This window comes from Leeuwenhoekiella obamensis, assembly GCF_055391795.1.
The window spans coordinates 991,440-1,011,952 of sequence record NZ_AP029251.1; the positions used below are offsets into that span (position 1 = coordinate 991,440).

The 20,513-nt window shown below is 37.9% G+C and carries 17 protein-coding genes; 7 read left to right on the forward strand and 10 right to left on the reverse strand.

Annotated features, from left to right (window positions below):
• Window positions 1-116: 116 nt before the first annotated feature.
• Both ACZ5L8_RS04410 and ACZ5L8_RS04415 read left to right on the forward strand, forming a co-directional pair.
• Window positions 117-2,531 carry a TonB-dependent receptor gene (locus ACZ5L8_RS04410; protein WP_464440085.1) on the forward strand — a complete coding sequence of 805 codons (2,415 nt, stop codon included), beginning with the start codon at window positions 117-119 and terminating at the stop codon, window positions 2,529-2,531.
• Between the two features lie 19 nt (window positions 2,532-2,550).
• Window positions 2,551-3,141 carry a type 1 periplasmic binding fold superfamily protein gene (locus ACZ5L8_RS04415; protein ID WP_464440086.1) on the forward strand — a complete coding sequence of 197 codons (591 nt, stop codon included), beginning with the start codon at window positions 2,551-2,553 and terminating at the stop codon, window positions 3,139-3,141.
• Window positions 3,142-3,234: 93 nt separating this feature from the next.
• On the opposite strand, the gene ACZ5L8_RS04420 is transcribed toward ACZ5L8_RS04415, so the two are convergent.
• The 10 genes from ACZ5L8_RS04420 to ACZ5L8_RS04465 form a co-directional block, all read right to left on the reverse strand.
• Complete coding sequence (locus ACZ5L8_RS04420) at window positions 3,235-4,101, reverse strand: sigma-70 family RNA polymerase sigma factor (RefSeq protein WP_462598644.1); 867 nt, start codon at window positions 4,099-4,101, stop codon at window positions 3,235-3,237.
• Window positions 4,102-4,247: 146 nt separating this feature from the next.
• Window positions 4,248-6,788: a transglycosylase domain-containing protein gene (locus ACZ5L8_RS04425; RefSeq protein WP_464440087.1), complete on the reverse strand. Its 2,541-nt coding sequence runs from the start codon at window positions 6,786-6,788 to the stop codon at window positions 4,248-4,250.
• A 350-nt stretch (window positions 6,789-7,138) separates the two neighbouring features.
• Window positions 7,139-8,962, reverse strand: a complete 1,824-nt coding sequence (locus tag ACZ5L8_RS04430) for an SLC13 family permease (RefSeq protein WP_464440088.1) — start codon at window positions 8,960-8,962, stop codon at window positions 7,139-7,141.
• A 108-nt stretch (window positions 8,963-9,070) separates the two neighbouring features.
• Window positions 9,071-9,478, reverse strand: a complete 408-nt coding sequence (locus ACZ5L8_RS04435; RefSeq protein ID WP_462598633.1) for a hypothetical protein — start codon at window positions 9,476-9,478, stop codon at window positions 9,071-9,073.
• Window positions 9,479-9,586: 108 nt separating this feature from the next.
• Entirely contained in the window at window positions 9,587-10,423 is an 837-nt protein-coding gene (locus ACZ5L8_RS04440) for an OmpA/MotB family protein (protein ID WP_464440914.1), read from the reverse strand.
• Window positions 10,424-10,618: 195 nt separating this feature from the next.
• Window positions 10,619-12,184 (reverse strand): signal peptidase I, encoded by a 1,566-nt coding sequence (gene lepB / locus ACZ5L8_RS04445; protein ID WP_464440089.1) that lies wholly within the window; start codon window positions 12,182-12,184, stop codon window positions 10,619-10,621.
• 47 nt (window positions 12,185-12,231) lie between these two features.
• Window positions 12,232-12,930 carry a 4-hydroxy-tetrahydrodipicolinate reductase gene (gene dapB, locus ACZ5L8_RS04450; protein WP_464440090.1) on the reverse strand — a complete coding sequence of 233 codons (699 nt, stop codon included), beginning with the start codon at window positions 12,928-12,930 and terminating at the stop codon, window positions 12,232-12,234.
• Between the two features lie 3 nt (window positions 12,931-12,933).
• Window positions 12,934-13,521 carry a DUF5683 domain-containing protein gene (locus ACZ5L8_RS04455; RefSeq protein ID WP_464440091.1) on the reverse strand — a complete coding sequence of 196 codons (588 nt, stop codon included), beginning with the start codon at window positions 13,519-13,521 and terminating at the stop codon, window positions 12,934-12,936.
• Entirely contained in the window at window positions 13,511-14,422 is a 912-nt protein-coding gene (locus ACZ5L8_RS04460; RefSeq protein ID WP_462598629.1) for a ParB/RepB/Spo0J family partition protein, read from the reverse strand. Before ACZ5L8_RS04460 ends, ACZ5L8_RS04455 begins: the two co-directional genes overlap by 11 nt.
• Window position 14,423: 1 nt before the next feature.
• Window positions 14,424-15,188: a ParA family protein gene (locus ACZ5L8_RS04465; protein WP_462598628.1), complete on the reverse strand. Its 765-nt coding sequence runs from the start codon at window positions 15,186-15,188 to the stop codon at window positions 14,424-14,426.
• A gap of 213 nt (window positions 15,189-15,401) precedes the next feature.
• On the opposite strand from ACZ5L8_RS04465, the gene ACZ5L8_RS04470 reads away from it, so the two are divergent.
• From ACZ5L8_RS04470 to ACZ5L8_RS04490, 5 genes are all read left to right on the forward strand, one after another.
• Window positions 15,402-16,307 (forward strand): ribonuclease Z, encoded by a 906-nt coding sequence (locus ACZ5L8_RS04470; protein WP_464440092.1) that lies wholly within the window; start codon window positions 15,402-15,404, stop codon window positions 16,305-16,307.
• 83 nt (window positions 16,308-16,390) lie between these two features.
• Entirely contained in the window at window positions 16,391-17,035 is a 645-nt protein-coding gene (gene pdxH / locus ACZ5L8_RS04475) for a pyridoxamine 5'-phosphate oxidase (protein ID WP_462598626.1), read from the forward strand.
• Between the two features lie 3 nt (window positions 17,036-17,038).
• A complete protein-coding gene (locus ACZ5L8_RS04480) occupies window positions 17,039-17,524 on the forward strand; it encodes a SixA phosphatase family protein (RefSeq protein ID WP_464440093.1) in 486 nt (161 codons plus the stop codon).
• Window positions 17,524-19,599 (forward strand): polyphosphate kinase 1, encoded by a 2,076-nt coding sequence (gene ppk1 / locus ACZ5L8_RS04485; RefSeq protein ID WP_464440094.1) that lies wholly within the window; start codon window positions 17,524-17,526, stop codon window positions 19,597-19,599. Before ACZ5L8_RS04480 ends, ppk1 begins: the two co-directional genes overlap by 1 nt.
• On the forward strand, window positions 19,599-20,507 hold the full coding sequence (locus tag ACZ5L8_RS04490; protein WP_464440095.1) for a Ppx/GppA phosphatase family protein: 909 nt from the start codon (window positions 19,599-19,601) through the stop codon (window positions 20,505-20,507). The genes ppk1 and ACZ5L8_RS04490 overlap by 1 nt, the downstream gene beginning before the upstream one ends.
• Window positions 20,508-20,513 lie beyond the last annotated feature (6 nt).

Sequence of the window (20,513 nt, forward strand, 5' to 3'; positions counted from 1 at the left end):
GGTTGATCTTAAGCGTCTTATTTTAAGACGATGATATACCTGCTTAAACCTTTTCCCGGTAACGGGTAATTATTTTTTTCTCCCTTACGGGGAAAGAATCACAATTCTATTTATTTATGAAAAAAGTATTGTTGCTATTAGTATCCCTAATAAGCATTAGCAACGCTACGGCACAAGATTGTAATCTAACTTTAAGTGGTGAAGTAGTAGACTTTCATGATGGTAAATCATTGTTTCAAGCTACGCTGAGCATTGAAGGTGAAGAGAAATATGCTCTGACAGATTTTGATGGGAAGTACGAGATTTCTGGTCTTTGTCCTGGCAATTATGTGGTACACATAACGCATCCAGAATGTGATACTGAAGATTTTAAGATCACCATTAATAAAGATCTTACTAGAAATTTTAAGTTAGAACATCATATTGAGGAACTCAACAGAGTTACTGTAACTGGTCATACCTACCATCAGGAAACTACATCTGGCACAGAAGCTTCATTGCATCAAGAAGATATTTTAAAATATAGCAGCGGTAGCTTAGGTGACGCTTTACGCGAAATAAGTGGCGTTTCTTCACTTAATACCGGAAGTACAGTTGTAAAACCTGTTATTCAAGGATTGCACAGCAGTAGAGTTTTAGTAATATCAAATGGTACGCGTCTTGCTGATCAAGAATGGGGTATTGAACATGCGCCTAATCTTGATGTGAATAACACTGCGAATCTTACGGTTGTAAAAGGAGCAGGAGCATTGCGATATGGTGGTGATGCTGTGGGCGGAGTGATCATTGCAGATCCCCAAAAACCTTATGTAAAGGATTCTCTTTATGGTAGTACCGTAATTGATGGATTTACAAACGGTCGAGGAGCCAGTGTGACTTCTAATGTAATTAAGTCTTATGCAAATGGCTGGTATGTCCGCGTTCAAGGGACTTACAAGTATTCAGGGGATCGAGAAGCGCCAGATTATGTTTTGTCTAATACAGGTAATAGAGAAAAGGATTTCTCATTTGGTTTTGGCCTCAATAAATTTAAATATGGTTTTGATGCATTTTATAGCTATTATGATGCAGAAACAGGTATTTTAAGAGCTTCGCACATAGGTAGTAATCCTGATCTCATTAGAGCGATTAACAGTGATCAACCGCTTTATGAAGCGCCGTTTACTTATGATATCAATGCGCCAAAGCAAAATGTAAGACATCATCTTGCAAAGCTGAGTGCTTTTACACGTTTTGAGAACTTCGGGAAACTGTCAATGGATTATTCTTTTCAATTCAATAACAGGAAGGAATTTGATATAAGACGTGGTGATGATAGAGATAAACCTTCATTAGATCTTGATCTTGTTACGCATACGCTGAATACAAACTTGCAGTGGGATGCTCTTGATAATATGGAAGCGAATGTTGGAGCAGAGTTTTCTTACCAGAAAAATACTCCAGATCCTGATACAGGCGTTCGTCGTTTGATTCCAGATTATGAGATGACTACAGTGGCGGGATATGCAACGCTAGAATATTACTTAAATGATAGAATGACATTAGATGGTGGCGTGCGTTATGATTATCGCTTAATGGATGCGACCAAATACTATCGCACATCAAGATGGGAAGAGCGTGGCTATGATGAAGATTACAATGATATTGTAGTACAGGAATTAGACACGCAATTACTTACAAATCCTGTTTTTGAATATCATAATATTTCAGCAACATTAGGAACGCGTTATCAGATCAATGATAATCTAGTCGCAAGAGCTAATTTAAGTTCTGCCTCTCGTGCGCCTAATCCTGCTGAGCTTTTTGCAGATGGTTTACACCATAGTGCTGCGATAATAGAATTAGGTGATTTAAGAAATAAGCAAGAACAGTCGCTTAAGGCTTCAGCTTCATTAGAAGCTACGTTCTCTAAGTTAACTTTTGGGCTTGACCCATATTATAACCAAGTATATAATTTTATACAGCTTGTTCCTGTGGGAGTTGAGTTTACCAATAGGGGAGGAAGTTTTCCGGTTTATGAATATCAGCAGGCAGATTCTAGGCTTTTTGGTATTGATGTAAATGCGGGATACAGATTTAATAAGCGTTTTGATCTCAAAAGTTCTTTTGCTTATGTAAATGGGCAGGACTTAGAAAATGATAAGCCGCTTATTGCGATGCCTGCTCCTAATTGGATGAATACACTTACTTTTTCAAAAGAGGAGTGGAATAATTTTAGAATCTCATTGAGAAATCAAGCTGCTTTTAAGCAAAATAGATTTCCTAACAATGACTTTGAGGTAACCTATATAGATGCCAATGGTTCTGAGGTTACCGAAACCGTAAAAATTAGTGAATCGCCAGCCGGTTACAATTTATGGTATTTGAATGCATTTATGGATTTTGCAGTACTCAAGCAATCAAAACTTACGGTAGGTCTTTTTGTAGACAATGTATTAGATACTAATTACAGGGATTACCTGAATAGACAGCGATACTTTGTGGACGACCTGGGCCAAAACTTTAGATTACAATTAAAACTTACATATTAATAATATAACAATTTATAAAATGAAAACCCTTAAATATATTTTTGCCGTGCAATTACTTGCACTTGTGTCTATCTCTTGTAGTAGTGATGATGATAGCGTTCCTGCGCCTATTAACGAGGAGGAAGTGATCACCACAATGACAGTTACACTTACACCTTCTGGAGGTTTGCCAGTTGTGACATTACAATCTCAAGATCTAGATGGTGATGGTCCTGATGCTCCTGTTGTAACAGTATCTGGCAATCTTCTTGCTAATACATCATATGCAGGAACAGTAGAATTATTAAATGAAACTGAGAGCCCAGCAGAATCTATTAACGAAGAGATCGAGGAAGAAGCTGCAGACCACCAGTTCTTTTTTCAAAATAGTGGTAGTTTAAATTTAACTACAACATATGCTGATATGGAGTCTGATTATACTACAGAAGGAGGAACTAACCCTGTGGGGATTAACTTTACTGTGCTAACTGGTAATGCTTCTAGCGGAAGTTATACAGTTACTTTAAGACATGAGCCTAACAAAGATGCGGCTAATGTAAGCGATGGTGATATTACTAACGCAGCTGGAGAAACAGATTTTGTTCAGACATTTAATGTTACTATCCAATAAATTATAATCCATAAAAGAGTACTGCAAAAAGAAAGCCCGATGCGTTTGCATCGGGCTTTTCTTTTTTCATTCATTAAGGGGACTACATATATTTTATCCCAAATAGGTCTTAAGCACTTTACTTCTTGAAGTGTGACGTAGTCTACGGATTCCTTTTTCACGGATCTGTCTTACACGCTCACGGCTTAGATCAAACATTTCACCTATTTCTTGAAGAGTGTGCGGTTGCTCACCACCCAAGCCATAGTTAAGCTTAATAACGTCAGATTCTCTAGGAGAAAGTGTTTCAAGAGCACGCTCAATCTCTGTACCTAGACTTTCTTGCATTAACTGCATATCTGGGTTAGGAGATTCACCACTCTTTAATACGTCATAAAGGTTTGATTCATTTTCACCTTCTTTAAAAGGAGCATCCATAGATAGGTTACGACCACTGTTTTTCATGGCAAGTTTAACCTTCTGTACAGTCATGTCAAGTTCCTTAGCGATTTCTTCAGCACTTGGTGGACGCTCAAGACTTTGCTCTAGGTAAGAATAAGCTTTGTTGATCTTGCTTATTGTACCAATTTTGTTAAGCGGTAGTCTTACGGTTCTTGAATGCTCAGAAATTGCTTGAAGGATAGATTGACGAATCCACCATACAGCATACGAAATAAACTTAAATCCACGAGTTTCATCAAAACGCTTTGCAGCTTTAACAAGACCAACATTCCCTTCGTTAATAAGATCAGGTAATTTAAGACCTTGATTTTGGTACTGCTTGGCCACAGAAACTACGAAGCGCAAGTTAGCTTTAGTTAAACGTTCTAAAGCAACTTGATCACCTTCTCTAATGCGCTGTGCCAACTCGACCTCTTCCTCAGCTGTAATCATATCGAGCTTACTAACATCTTGTAAATAGGTATTTAAAGATTTTGACTCTCGATTGGTTACCTGCTTCGTGATTTTGAGTTGTCTCATATAGGAGTATTAAATTTGTGAATGTAAATAATGTATATTATAACACGATATTGTTTAAAAACAAATTCTTCAATGCTTTTTTATGTATTTTTTAGCATTTGGAGCTGTTTTTAAGTTTTTGTTAACAAATATTTAAGATTTGTCTGTCAGTTCCCATCGTCATTTTTCTTTTTCTTCAAGAAAGAAAAGAAACCTCCATCGCTCTCATTGTCATTACCGTTCTGCTCTTCGCCATCACTATTTTCATCATCATCTTCAAATTCTATCTCTTCAGTGACGGTTTTTATCTTATTACCTTCATCATCTAGATAAACAATATTCTTTGTTTTTGTTCGGCTTCCGCCAAAAATATTGTCAAAGACATTGCGTATCGCTGAACTATCTCTTCTCGTGCTAGAGCATTCTGTTGCTTCTCGCACTCTTGAAGAGGGCTTTTCAAATTTTGCTTTCGTGATACCATCATAAATAGTATCCTTATTCATTTTTTGCAAAAGGCCTGCAAATATAGGCAAAGCACTGTTAGCACCGGCACCCATACTCGTACTATTAAAGCCTATGCGATAATCATCGTTACCTACCCAGCTAACGGTGATCATTTCGGGCATGATACTTACAAACCAACCATCTTTGTTATCCTGCGTGGTTCCTGTCTTTCCGGCGATGTCGTTCTTTAGTCGGTATTTATAGCGCAACCTTGCAGCCGTACCGCTATTTACCGTTTCTTTCATCATTTCTATTAATGATTGTCTGGTAAAATCGCTAATTACTTTTTTGGATTCATCCTTATTCGACGCATGTTCATAGATCACAGTTCCTTCACGATCCACTATTTTCTCGATGGCAAATGGTGTGGCGGGCGTACCATTGTTTACAAATGTTGTGTAAGCTCCAGCAAGATCAATAAGCTTTATTTGCGCTGTTCCTAACGCTAATGAAGGTACTGGCGGAAGATCTGCATCAATTCCCATCTCATGTGCTTTTGCAACAACATTCTTGATACCGGCATCCAAGATTACTTTTACAGCAACGGTATTTATCGAGTTGCTTAATGCTCCTTTCAGAGAATATTCAACGTCCGGATCTGTTGAGCCACCGCTGTTTCCGGGTGTCCATTCTTTACCTTTAATGATGTACGTATCATCGGCCGAGTTGTAATATTCACAAGGTTCGATTCCTCTTTCCACGGCAGTGGTATAAACAAAAGGTTTAAATGTACTTCCCACCATTCGCTGACTTTGCGAGACATGATCGTACTTAAAATTATTGAAATCAATGCCTCCTATATATGAAAGAATTTTTCCTGTTTTTGGCTCTAAGGCCAAAAATCCGCAGCTAAGAAGAGATAGATAATGCGCAAGGCTATCTTTAACCGAAATGTTTTGTTCTGTTTTTGTGCTATCCCATGCAAAAACATGTCGTTCATCCTTAAAATCTAGAGAATCCCAGATCTTTTCGGCTTCAAGGCCTTCTTCCTCAAGCTTTTTATAGATTGAAAGTTTTTTGAGATTAGGCAGAAGAATATCTTTTTTGTTCCATGGCGCGTAGTTGCCATAAGCTCTGCTATATGCCTTTTGAAGAGAAGCCATATGTTCTTGCATAGAGCTTTCGGCCATTCTTTGCATTTTGAGATCTAGCGTTGTGTAAACGGTAAGTCCGTCAAGATAAAGGTCGTAAGGTTGACCGTTTTTCTTATATTTTTCAGCAAGAATGTCTTCAAGCTGTTTGCGCATAGATTCTTTAAAATACCCGGCAAGTACGTTCTTACTTTGATCATTGTAATGCAGGATAATGCTATCTTTTTCCATGCCAATGGTATCCTTAGGCTGCAGATAATTATAGCGTATCATCTGGCCCAAAACCACATCACGTCTTGTTTTTGCACGATCTGGATACAACCGTGGATTGTACCAATGGTTTGCTTTTAAAGTACCAACAAGAATTGCAGATTCGTTAAGGTTGAGTTCCTTAGTAGGTTTATCAAAAAACTTCTGTGAAGCGCTCTCAATACCATACGTGTTATCAGGAAAAGGAACTGTATTAAAGTAGAGATTAATGATCTCGTTTTTAGTGTATATGTTCTCAATACGCTGGGCGATGATAAACTCTTTCATCTTTGAAACGACTAGCCCAAGTTTGCCACTCTCTGGTCGACCAAACATGTTTTTTGCAAGCTGCTGCGTGATCGTACTACCACCACCGGCAGATTCATCTTGCATAAGTAGCGTTTTGAAAAATACACGCATCAAGCTTATTTTGTCTACTCCATCATGTCTATAGAATCTAAAATCTTCAGTAGCTACAAGTGCTTCCACGAGATGTGGAGGAAGTTCTTCAAAGTCAATAGGCCGTCTATCATACACAAAATATTTACCTATTTCCTCGCCATTTTTATCTAGTAATCTGCTGGCTAAAGACTGTTTTAGATTTGCAAGTTCATATTTAGTAGGAAGTTTTCCCCAGAGACCTACATAGATGCTCATAAAGAAAAGTGAGAATGCGATAAATAAAGTTCCGAGGGTAATTGCTGTTATTCTAAACCAGCGCTTTGAAACGAGATATCTTAAGGTCTTCTCGGTTTTTACTGCCGAGCTTCTTAAGAAACTATGCGTTTTAGGAAATCGCTCCTTGAATTTATCTGAGGAGCTTTTAAAGAAATTCCTAGTGCTTTGAGGTAGTCTTTTTTTCATACTTGGTATACAAAATAACGCATCACCAATCAGTTGAACCTTACACTTTACATTACTTTAACTTAGAATCAGAAAAAATTAAACTTCTCTGTAACAAATCTTAACCCTCAGCGTCTACTAGATAAAGGTCTTATAAATCTTGATCTTGAACTTAGTGCAGGCTTGATTCTGGTTATGCTGGATGAGTGCCCACAAAATAAGATAGCGGCTATGCTTTGTTTCTTACGAAGTTATGCAGTATCAAAGAAGTAAAAGGTTAAGAATTTAAAATCGGTTAGGAAGTATTTTAAAGGGCTCTCTTCTCTCTCGTTAGGGAAGAGTGCTTTTTTTTTTTGGCTTTAAGCCAAAACCTAAAACAACATCGAGAGTAAAAATGTTCCTGCCACCAGAAGTATAAGCGACAAGATCCCGCCAATGATCGCAAAATGCTTGAAAGAATACATTCCAAGACCATAGATCAATGTATTGGTCTGATAGCCCACCGGAGTAAAGAAACTAAAATTCGCTCCAAACATCACCGCAAGAATAAAAGGTTTAGGGTCTAATTGTAAACCGGTTGAAACGGCAATGGCAATGGGCGCCATAATGATCGCTGTGGCGTTATTTGAGATCGTACCGCTTAATAGCATAGTAAAAAAGAAAATTAGCCCCAGAACCCAAATATCAGATTTGCCTTCCATCATAGCCAGCAAATGATCAGAGATCCAGAGATCAGCGCCAGTATTGCTTAGAGCCAGCCCAAACGGAATCATCCCAGCGAGCAAGAAAACTATTTGCCAGTCGACCTTTTGATACACTTTGTTAAGCACAAGACAATTAGTCACAAGCATTAAAGCGACGCCAGTAAGCGCACTTGCAAGAATACTCAGCACGCCAGATGCTGCCAAACCTATAACTGCTAGGAAAATCGCCAGCGCAGTAAATTTTTTACTTTTAGAGAAAGTCGACGTATTCTCATATTGCTGAATGATCGCAACATTTTCCATAGTTTCTAGCGTGGCAATATCACGTTCTTCGATCTCTACGAGCACGCGATCACCTGGTTTTAAACGAATATCTTTAATGTCTTTGCGAATAAGACGCTCCTTTGTATTTCTTATGTTTTTACGTTTTTTGATCGCAATAGGAACCCCACCTCTAAAGGCAAAATAACGTAGATCGCGTAGCGTTTTTCCAAGTAAAATAGAACCTGGCAAGATCAGAAGTTCGATGTAAACTAAAGAGTTAAGTTCGCTAGGTTTAAGATTTTTTTCTTCCTGTTCAGTCTGTTCTTCTTCTGTTTTACGGCGCTTTTCATTAATGATAAAACCTTCAGTTTTTGCGAGTTTTACCATAAACTCAAAGTCGCTCATCACAACAAGACGATCACCTTTTTGCAACCTTATGTACTTTCCGGGCGCGTTAGTCACTCTGTAATTACGCATCATTTTTAGGACGGTAACTTCTTGGCTTTCGCCAAAAAACGTCTCATCCAATCGCTTGTCAATTAAAGCTGAATCTTCGGTTATTTCAACGGTAGTGATCAACTCATCTAAACCATAACCTTCTGCGGCGTCTGTGGGATTTTTTCGCGGAAGCCATCTAGAAGCGATCGTGACAACCACAATACCTATTGCCAAAAAGGCTAAACCGAAAGGTGCAAATTCAAAAAAGCCTAATTTTTCCATTCCCAGATCTTGAGCAACGCTGTTTACGATAAGGTTTGTTGAAGTACCCATAAGCGTACAACTTCCCCCTAAAATTCCTGCAAAAGAAACCGGCATTAATATGCGTGATGATGGGATGTCAAAGCGATCTGCTAATTGCAATACGATCTTGATAAAAATGATTACAACAGCCGTGGTGCTAATAAATGCAGAAATACCAGCGGTGATTACCATAAATAGCGGAATGAGCAGCGTGAGATGCAAAACGCTTATTTTTTTGAGACCTTCTGTAAGCATAGCGATCACTCCGTTTTCTTCTAATCCCACGGCGATGATCATTAAGCAAAGCACTGTGATGGTTGCAGAATTAGAGAATCCGCTGATGGCTTCTTCTGGAGTTACCAGCCCAAGTAAGGTTATAGATGCGATGATAAAAAATGCGATCTTATCTACAGGAAATAACTCTGTGATAAAAAATACTATGGTAACTAGTAAAATGCTAAATATGAGAATGATCTCTGTTGACATGAATTTCTATTAGAATAGAATTAAAGATATATTCTAATTAATCACCTCACTATTAAAGAAAGCATAAACTAGAAGTTGAACAGTTTAGCTTCAATTAAAGATCTATAATTAAACTTGAACCTTTTTTCTAATTGTGGTAAAAGCTTCAACAAGAGAATCAAATCTATGAATTGAAGAAGGGTAGAAGAGACGTTCAAAAAGCATATTTGCCAGCCCAGAGTCGTTATAGGTTATAACAGATAAGCTCTCAAGTTTGTATTTATTTCGTGTAAACTTGATCCAGCCTTGCGGGTCTACGCTATAATCATACAGTCTATTTGAGATATAATGTTTGTTCTCTAGCGATGGGTAGAATTCTGCGGCTTTGTTTAAAACCAACTTAGCTTTAGACCAATTAAACAAGGTATCTTCTTTAATTTCTGAGACTATGATGTTCTCAAAAAAGTAAAATTCTCCAAAAGTAAAAACATGCTTTTGCAGAATTTCTTTAGCAAATATTGATTCTTCTATTTTCATGCATTTCGAAAATACCATTTTTCAAGAAGTTTTTCAATCTTAAATTTTCACAAGTAAAAAGCCGCTAAGAATAGCGGCTTTTCAGAAAAAACTTATATGTGTATCTTCTTAGTTAGAAGTTACCATAGATAAAAATTTATCTAGATTAGGAAGAATAATAATTCTTGTTCTTCTGTTTTGAGCCATATGATCTTTAGAATCATTTTCTACAAGTGGCGCATAGCTACTTCTACCGGCAGCGATCATTTTTTCTGGAGCGACGTTATATTTATCCTGTAGCTCTCGTACAATTGCTGTAGAACGCTCTACACTAAGCTCCCAGTTATCTTTAATGTAAGCACCTTCTTTCACAGTTCTGTCATCTGTGTGACCTTCTACCATTACTTCAATAGCTGGTTCACTGTTGATCACATCTGCAAGACGTTGTAAAATTCCGTTTGCTTTGTTGCTTACTCGGTAACTACCGCTGTTAAATAATAATTTATCAGAAATATTGATCATAACAACAGACTCGTCAATGTCAACCTCGATATCTTCATTAGACTCAACGTTAGCATCTAGATTTTTCTTAAGATTATAACTTATCGCAAGATTCATAGAATCTTCTAGCGTTTTTGCCTGAGCTAATTCAGATTGATCAACGTTCTTAAGAACTTTTTTCATCTTCTCGCGGTCATTTTTAGACACTACGGCGATGTTTTCTACAAGATCATACTTGGCATTGTTTTCATCAACTAGCGAGTTGATCTTTGCATTGTAGTTTGCCACGCGTTGTTCGATAGCAGCATATTTTGCTTCTATTTCTTCTTTTTCAACTTGAGTTTTCATCAAGGTAGAACGCGTATCATTATATTGACCTTCTAGAGCGACGTATTTCTTTTTTGATACACACGAACTCGTCAAAAGTGCAAGTCCTATTACTGATAGTGGAATTATCTTTTTAATCATTTTAATTCATTTTTGGTTTAAATTCAATACCCAAAATAACCGGTTGAGTCTGGTAATTATTGTAAGTAAAACCTTATAGTTTCGTTAAAATCTCCTTTTGGCTGCAGCCAAAAGTTAAAAAAGTACCCCAAAATAAAAAAGCGCCAGATCTCTCTAGCGCTTTTTTAATAACTGAAAAACTGTGTGTTATATTTATTTCTTTTGTTGTTTTTTCTTCTTGATCACTTTAACAGCGATAACAACGATGAAAGCACCAACAATTGCATAAAGTAGGTAGCTTACCGGTTGACCATCGCCACCCACTGTAGTGAACATTCTGTCCCAACGTATCTTTTTGAGACCTTTTTCATCTTGATCAAGACTTAACCAAACGAACACTGGTTTACCCACAATATGCGTTTCTGGAACAAAACCCCAATAGCGACTATCTTCACTATTGTGACGGTTATCTCCCATCATCCAGTAATAATTCTGTTTGAAGGTGTATTGTTGAAGCGGCTCACCATTAAGTAAAACTTGATTGCCATTAGTAGATAAAGTATTGTCAATACTATAATCAAGACCTTCATAAACCTCGATGATACGTTTATACATCGGTAGATTTTCAACAGTGATGTCTACAGTTTCACCTTCTTTAGGGATCCAGAAAGATTTCATCTGGTCTCTGTTACCTAAACTAGATTTGCCGCCAGGAAATACCGTTGGGTCAATACGGTTAGGATTATCAAGTATTTCTTCAACAGAGACAACACTTGGGTGATTTTTAAAACGTTCTACAAACTTATCTGGAATCGCCGGTGAAAAGAATGTATTGCCCTGCGTGAAACCAAATCTAGTGATCTCATAATCCTTTTTGATCTGTGCAGGATTAAATGCTCCACTAGCTTCTCCTTTATAACTGTGTTGCACTTTTGCGCGATCTGGCAATTCTAGAGGCTTGTTGTTTACATAAACTTTACCATCTACGATTTTAAGGCTATCGCCAGGAAGACCCACACAACGTTTTACATAATTAGAACGCTTGTCAACGGGTTTGTAATAATGTTCGCCGTTCAGAGTAAAAAATTTACTCACGGTATCAACGGGCCAGTTGAAAACCACAATATCATTAAGTTCTACATCTTGAAAACCAGGTAATCTAAAATAGGGGAGTTGTGGTTTGTTTGTGTATGACTTCTTCTTAATTACAGGAATAGTATCATGAACCATAGGGAAACTCACTGTTGTCATTGGCGTGCGCGCTCCATAATGAAACTTACTCACGAACAAGAAATCACCAATTAACAACGTACGCTCTAAAGATCCTGTAGGAATCGTGAACGGTTGCATCACATACGTATGAACTATGGTTGCTGCCACAACGGCAAAAAGAATAGAGCTAGCCCATTCTCCCGAAGTGCTTTTAGGAATTAGATCGCGCTCAGGCCTATGCTGTACGTCTTGTGTGTAGTTTATGTAGTAGATGTAAAATCCTAAGGTTACAATACCTAAAAGAGTATCTGTCGTTGAAGTTTTACCAAAACTTCTCAAAGTTTCAACCCATACCACAGGAAACATAATAAGATTCACGATAGGAACGAATAAAAGGATCGTCCACCACCATGGTCTTCTTATTATCTTCATCAAGATCACGGCGTTGTAAACCGGTACTGCCGCTTGCCAAGCTTGAAAACCTGCTTTTTTATATAACTTCCATGTGCCCAGAAAATGTATAACCTGAACGGCAAGGAAAAATAGAAACCACTGTGTTAGTGTCATAACTTAAGTTTTATCGTAAGTCTTTGTTATTGCTTAGATGTTACAATCTAATTTAGATTTAGAACATCTTTCATAGAGAAAACACCTTGTTTATCAGCAAGCCACTCTGCTGCGATCACGGCGCCTAAGGCAAATCCTTGACGACTATGCGCTTTATGCTCGATGAAAATATCATCTACTTCGCTACTGTATTTTATGCTGTGTGTTCCAGGAACTTCTCCTTCTCTAATAGAATGTATGGGTAATTTATTTTCTTCTTGATTATCAAGAACCCATCCGTCAAGATCACTATTTTCTATCACGCCTTCTGCAAGAGTAATTGCTGTACCGCTGGGCGCATCTACTTTATGAATATGATGCGTTTCTTCCATAGAGGCTGTATAGCCTGGGATATTTTTCATCATTTTAGCGAGCACTTTGTTAAGCTCAAAGAAAATATTAACGCCTACACTAAAATTAGAAGCATATAAGAAAGCGCTTTTCTTTTCGCTGCAAAGCGCAACCATCTTATCATAATCTTGAAGCCATCCTGTAGTTCCACTTACAACTGGGATGTTGTTGTTCAAACAATTCTCAATATTCTTTGCGGCTGCTTCTGGAATGCTAAAATCGATCGCCACGTCAATACCTTCAGGATTAAAATCGTCGTCTTTGTCAATAATGCGAGCAATGGTGTTGCCGCGTTCTTTAGCTATCTTTTCTATAGTTTGACCCATACGGCCGTATCCTAAAAGTGCAATTCTCATGTTTTAAAATCTATAGGTTAGCGTGAGGCCGGCATGGTTATTTGAGTCAAAACCAAAGGGCTCATAATAAGGGTTAAGGCTTATCTGATCGTCTATATCATATTGCGAAAGATGCGCATCTACGTTAGCCTCAACAATTTGTAAAATATACATTCCTGCCGTTACTAGTATCCATAATTCTTTACGTCTACGGTAAAAATTCTGGGCATCTAGAAGGTTATTTTCAGTGAAGATCTCGGTGCGATTTCCGTCTTCATCCACAACGGTAAACTCGTCAATACGCCCAGCAATACGCTCTTTGTATGCTGTGCGGTATTTTTGATACAGATCATCATTAAAAACCACAACGCCCACACCGGTTCCTAGCGCGCCATAAACCAGTGGAAGTTTCCAGTAATCTTTGTTGTAGGCTTGCCCTAAGCCAGGAAAAACAGCCGAGTAAAATGCTGCTTTAGATGGTTTAAGCGGATCGTAATCTGTGGGTTCAAATATTTCTTCGGCTTCGATCTCTGCATCGGGTTTTTCTTGCGCTTTCGCGGAAAAAAGACAGCAACCACAAATCAGAGAAAGGAGCAATAGCTTATTTCGCACCTGCTATAAGTTTTTGAATACGTTTAAAATCTTCTTCTGAAGAAAACGGAATAATCAGGCGGCCATTGCCTTTTTTGGCAACTTTTATGTCAACCTTTGCTCCAAAGTAATCAGCGATCTCGTCGCGCCCTTTTTGAAAGTTCTGAGGAACTTTGGCGGAAGCCTGCTTACTCGTAGGAACAGTTTTATTATTGTTGTCTTTATAATTTTTTACGAGAGCTTCTGTAGCACGCACAGAAAGCGACTCTGAAATGATCTTCTCGTAGATCTCCAGTTGATCTGAAGTATCATCAATGTTTATAAGCGTTCTACCATGGCCCATGCTTAAAAAACCATCGCGCATCCCGGTTTGAATAATAGGATCAAGTTTTAAAAGACGAAGGTAGTTTGCTACCGTGCTACGATTTTTACCTACGCGATCACTAAGTTGTTCTTGCGTAAGGTTAATTTCGTCAATAAGGCGCTGATAAGAAAGTGCGATCTCAATGGGGTCAAGATCTTCTCTTTGAATATTTTCAACAAGAGCCATCTCTAACGACTCTTGATCGTTAGCGATTCTTATATAAGCCGGGATCGTTTCAAGCCCAGCCATTTTTGACGCTCTAAAACGGCGCTCACCAGAAACTAACTGATATTTGTCAAAGCTTAGTTTTCTTACGGTGATAGGTTGAATAACCCCAAGCTCTTTAATAGAAGTAGAAAGCTCTTTTAAGGCTTCTTCATTAAAACTCGTACGCGGCTGAAATGGGTTAACCTCAATGGCTTCAAGCTCTAGTTCTACGATATTGCCTACAACTTTGTCTGCGCCTTTATCATCTGCAGATTTTATATCGTTTTCTGGATCTTTGAGCAGCGCAGATAATCCACGTCCCAAAGCTTGTTTTCTTGTAGCCTTCGCCATCCTACTCGTTTTTATTTATTATCTCTTGAGCTAAGCTTATATAATTTGCAGCTCCTTTACTTCCTGCGTCATAGTTTATGATGCTTTCACCATAACTAGGCGCTTCACTCAGTCTTACATTACGTTGTATAATGGTTTTAAAAACCATCTCATCAAAGTGTTTTTGCACTTCTTCAACAACCTGATTAGACAGTCTCAATCTGCTGTCGTACATAGTAAGTAATAACCCTTCTATATCTAGATTAGTATTATGAACTCGCTGAACGCTTTTAATAGTATTAAGCAATTTACCAAGACCTTCTAGCGCAAAATACTCACATTGTATAGGTATGATCACACTATCTGCCGCTGTTAGCGCATTAAGTGTAAGCAATCCTAGAGATGGAGCGCAATCTATCAAGATATAGTCATAATCATTTTTAAGATCGCTTATTGCTTTGCGCAACATGTATTCACGATCTTCCATATCTACAAGCTCAATCTCAATTGCAACCAGATCAATGTGTGCAGGAATAAGATCAAGATTAGGAGAGTCTGTGTTGATTATGGCTTCCTTAGTTGATATACTGTTATCAAACAACTGGTAGGTTCCTACTTCAATACTTTCTACATCAATACCCAATCCAGAAGTTGCATTTGCTTGAGGATCTGCATCAATAAGCAAAACTTTTTTCTCAAGAACACCCAGGGAAGCGGCTAGGTTTACAGAGGTTGTAGTCTTACCTACACCTCCCTTTTGATTTGCTACCGCGATGATTTTGCCCATATAGAAATTGTCGGTTATCGCTGTAAAAATACGATTTAATCAGTGCTTTCAAAACCCTATTTGTTAACACTTCTATCGCTTAAATACTAACAATTCTCAGCATTTGTTAATAACTCACTCATTTTAAAAAGCATCTGTCAAAATCTACCGTGTTTCTTGTGATTTAATCACTTTAAGGCTAACTTTCATACCATTTTTAATATCAGTTTTATAATGAAGTTAACCATACTGGGATGCTACGCCGCTACGCCGCGATCGCTTACAAATCCTACATCTCAGGTACTCGAAATAAAAAATCACGTTTTTTTAATTGATTGTGGAGAAGGAACTCAGGTAGAATTGCGCCGCAATAAAGTGAAGTTCTCAAAGATCAGTCACATATTCATATCGCATTTGCATGGCGACCATTTTTATGGGCTCATCGGGTTGATCTCTACTTTTAATTTGCTTAACCGCGAAAAGGAATTACACGTTTATGGTCCTAAAGGCATCAAGCAAGCCATCGTTTTTCAATTGAAAATCTCTAATTCCTGGACAGGATATCCGTTACTTTTTCATGAATTAGATAATAAAGAGCCTAAGATCTTATTTGAAGATAAAAAGGTAAGTGTAGAAACTATACCGCTTAAGCATAGAATTTATGCTAATGGTTTTCTCTTTAAAGAAAAAAAAGGTGACCGAAAATTAAATATCGCTGCAGCACAAAAATATCAGGTGGATGTGGCGTATTATCAAAAAATTAAAAGCGGAGGCGATATAACATTAGATGATGGTACTTTAGTTCCTAATGCCAAATTAAGCTTTGACCCGCCACCACCTAAGAGTTACGCATATTGTAGCGACACCATTTTTAAGCCAGAAAATGCTGAGCAAATTAAAAGGTCTACGGTGCTTTATCACGAATCTACATTTCTAGATGCGCAAGAACATTTAACGAAGCCCACAGGTCACAGCACGGCGCGCGAAGCGGGTAAAATGGCACGTATCTCAGAAGTTTCAAATTTAATTTTAGGGCATTATTCTACGCGCTATCCAGATCTCACGCTTTTTGCAAAAGAAGCAAAAGAAGAATTTGACAATGTTCTACTGGCAGATGATGGTGTGTCGTTTGAATTTTAGCCGATTAAAATAATTGTAAAACCTGCAATTCTCACCTTTTTACTTCTAGGCGATTCTTGTAAATTGCAGTACAAAACAAATCTATGTCTACAGATCTAAGTAATTATAGAAAGTCTTATGAAAAAGACAGCTTGCGCAAAAAGGACGTTGCTGCAAAGCCTATGGATCAATTTGAAAAATGGTTTAAAGAAGTAGAAGAAGTAGGCGGAAGCCATGAAGTAAATGCCATGACGATCTCTACTTTGGGCGAAGATGGATTCCCGTTAAGCCGAGTGGTTTTACTTAAGAAATTTGATGATAACGGATTTGTTTTCTTCACGAATTATGGCAGTCAAAAAGGGCAGGCGATAGAGAAAAATCCTGGGGTTTGTATTTCATTTTTTTGGCCTAGTCTTGAGCGACAGGTGATCATAAAAGGATATGCAGAAAAAACCTCGCAAGAGATATCAACTGAGTATTTTCATTCAAGGCCACATGGCAGTCAGCTAGGCGCAGTGGTTTCTCAGCAAAGCCAGATCCTAGAAGATAGATCAGAAATTGAGGAAGAGTTGATTTCGCTTAAAGCGAAATATGAAAACAAAGAAGTGCCTAAACCTGAAAATTGGGGCGGTTATCTTGTAAAGCCAGAAAGCATCGAGTTTTGGCAAGGCAGACCAAATCGTTTGCATGACAGGATTCGCTATAAAAAGCAAGAAAAAAATTGGAAGATCGAACGTCTTGCACCATAATTTATGAAGACACTTTATCTTGTAAGACATGCAAAATCTTCGTGGGAGTTCAATCTGGACGATCATATGCGACCGCTTGCTAGTCGCGGTTTGAACGATGCTCCACTGGTGGCAAAGCACATAAAATCTTTAATAAAAAAGCCAGATTTAATTATAAGTAGCGATGCTTTAAGAGCAAAAACCACGGCGTTGCTATATCTTAAAGAATTAGGCATTTCAGAATATGCTTTACAGCTAGAGCCAAAGGTTTATGATTTTAGCGGGAAATCGTTAGATGATGTCATCAAGAATGTAGATGATTCGGTAGAAGTATTGATGATTTTTGGTCATAATAATGCACTCACCAATCTTGTGAACTATTATGGCGATAGAAAGATTGATAATGTGTCAACAGCGGCATTTACTGCGATCGAGTTTGAAACTGAAAACTGGGCAGCAATTAAAAAAGGAACAACCACACATTTTATAAAACCAAAGGATCTTAAATAATGGATGAAATTACCATTGAAACAGCAGAAGATAGATATATTAACCGCGAGATTAGTTGGTTACAATTTAATGCAAGAGTACTCCAGGAAGCTGCAGACGAGACGGTGCCGCTTATTGAGCGTTTACGGTTTGTAGGTATTTTTTCAAATAATCTGGATGAGTTTTTCAAAGTGCGATATGCAACTGTAAAACGCATTGTAGAAGCTGGTAAAAAAGGTAGAAAAGCCTTAGGAGTTTACGCAGCTGATGAGTTGCTAGATAAGATCACAAAGATCGTTATTGAGCAGCAGGCAGAGAGTTTGAACATTCTAGATAATATTCATGAAAAACTTGAATCTGAGAATATTTACGTGATCAAAGAAAATCAAGTTACTCATCTTGAGCACGTAGAATTCATAAAATCTTTTTTCTTAGAAAAGGTGAGTCCGGCGCTGGTGACGATCATGTTTCATGAAGAGCTAGAGTTGCCAAGAATACAAGACCTTGAAGCATATCTTACCATAAAAATGACTAAGCAAGGTGATGAGAAAGCACTTTATGCCTTAGTTGAAATACCAAGTACAATTGACCGTTTTGTTGTGCTGCCAAAAGTAGGAGACAAAGATTACATCATGATCTTAGACGATTTGATTCGTTATAATCTTGATGTGCTTTTTAGCATTTTTGAATACGAGGAGATCTCTGCGCACATGATCAAGATCACACGTGATGCAGAACTTGATATTGAGTCTGATCTTGGTAAAAGTTTTATTGAGAAGCTTTCTAAGAGTGTAAAAGGTCGTGAAGATGCAGAGCCTGTGCGTTTTGTTCATGATCAATCTATAGATCAAGATACATTAGATTTCTTGCTTACAAAATTAGGTATAGAAAATACAGATAGTATTATTCCCGGCGGTAGATATCATAACCGTAAGGATTATATGGATTTCCCAAGTTTGGGAAGAACAGATCTTCTGTATGATAAAATAAAGGCACTTCCTATTAAGGGTATCGATCTTAATGATAGCATGTTTAAGAAGATCGCAGAAAAAGATTTCTTACAATATACGCCTTATCACACCTTTGGTTATATCATAAAACTATTGCGTGAAGCAGCACTAGATCCTACGGTTAAGACCATTAAGATCACAATATATCGTCTGGCTAAGCTAAGCCATATAGCGAGTGCGCTTATTAATGCAGCAAAAAACGGTAAGGAAGTTACCGTGCAAATTGAGCTTAGAGCACGATTTGATGAAGAAAGTAACATGATGTATGCAAACAAGATGCAGGATGAAGGTGTGAAGTTGATCTTCGGTGTTCCTGGTTTAAAAGTGCATAGCAAGGTTTGCGTTATTGAACGTGAAGAAGAAGGTAAGTTAGTACGTTACGGTTTTATAAGTACAGGTAATTTTAACGGTGTTACTGCAAGAATTTATACAGATTACACGCTATTTACTGCAGACAAACAGATATTAAAAGACTTGTCAAAGTTGTTTAATTTCTTTGATACAAATTATGTAGTCAATAAATATAAGCATCTTATTGTTTCGCCGCATTACGCGCGAAATAAGTTCTATAAAATGATAGAAGATGAGATGGCAAAAGTGCGTGGAGGCGGAGAAGGATATATTCGCTTAAAGCTAAATAGCATGAGTAACTATGCCATCATTGATAAGTTGTATGAAGCGAGTCAAGCTGGTGTAAAGATCGATATGATCGTTCGTGGTATATGTTGTTTAATTCCTGGTGTGAAAGGGCTCAGTGAAAATATTACTTGCATCAGTGTGATTGATAAATACCTTGAGCATCCACGTGTAATGATGTTCGGGTCAAGAGGTGAAGAAAAAGTTTTTATTTCGTCGTCAGACTGGATGACAAGAAACCTTGATAATAGGGTAGAAGTTACTTGCCCTATTTATGACGCAGATGTGAAACAAGAGATCATAGACACTTTTGACATTTGCTGGGCAGACAATGTGAAGGCCAGAGCGATCACAGAAGCTCAAGATAATGCTTACCGTAAAACCGAATGTCCGCCGGTGCGCTCTCAATTTGCAACATATGATTATTACATTGAGAAATTAGGCTGGTAATGAGAATCAAAAAACTAGCCGCGATCGATATTGGTTCTAATGCTATCAGGCTTCTGGTAGCGAATGTCATAGAGCGTGAGGGCAAGGAAACTCTTTTTAGAAAAAATGCCCTTGTGCGTGTTCCTATACGATTAGGCGCAGATGTTTTTAGCAAGAAAAAAATATCTGAAGCTAATATTGAACGTATGGTAGATACCATGCGAGCGTTTCATTTATTAATGAATTCTCACAAAGTAGAAGGATACAGAGCTTGTGCTACTTCAGCAATGCGAGAAGCCGAAAATGGTGCAGAAGTTGTTGCTTTGATCAAAAAGAAAACTAATGTAAGGATCGATATCATTGGCGGCGACGATGAAGCTGCGATCATAGCAAATACAGATCTTGAGTCTTTAATTCAAAACGAGAAAACCTATTTGTATGTAGATGTGGGCGGTGGTAGCACAGAATTTACATTGTACAGCGATGGTAAAGTGGTCGCTTCAAGATCATTTAAACTTGGGACTGTACGCTTGTTAGAAGGTCTTGTGGGCCATGCCGAATGGAATGAGGCGGAAGAATGGGTAAGAGCTAATAGCAAAGGATATTCTAGAATTGACTTAATAGGTTCTGGTGGAAACATCAATAAGATTTTCAAGCTTAGCGGTAAAAAGCCGGGTAAACCTTTATCCTATTTCTTCTTGGTTTCGTTTTATGAATACATACAGGCCTATAATTATGAAGAGCGTGTTGTAGAGCTTGAGCTAAATGACGACCGTGCAGATGTGATCATTCCTGCCACACGCATCTATCTCTCTGCGATGAAGTGGAGTAGAGCAAAAAATATCTACGTTCCTAAAATAGGTCTCGCAGATGGCATCATAAAGTCACTTTACAACGATAAAATGCGATATAATTCTGCCGAAACCTAAAATTGT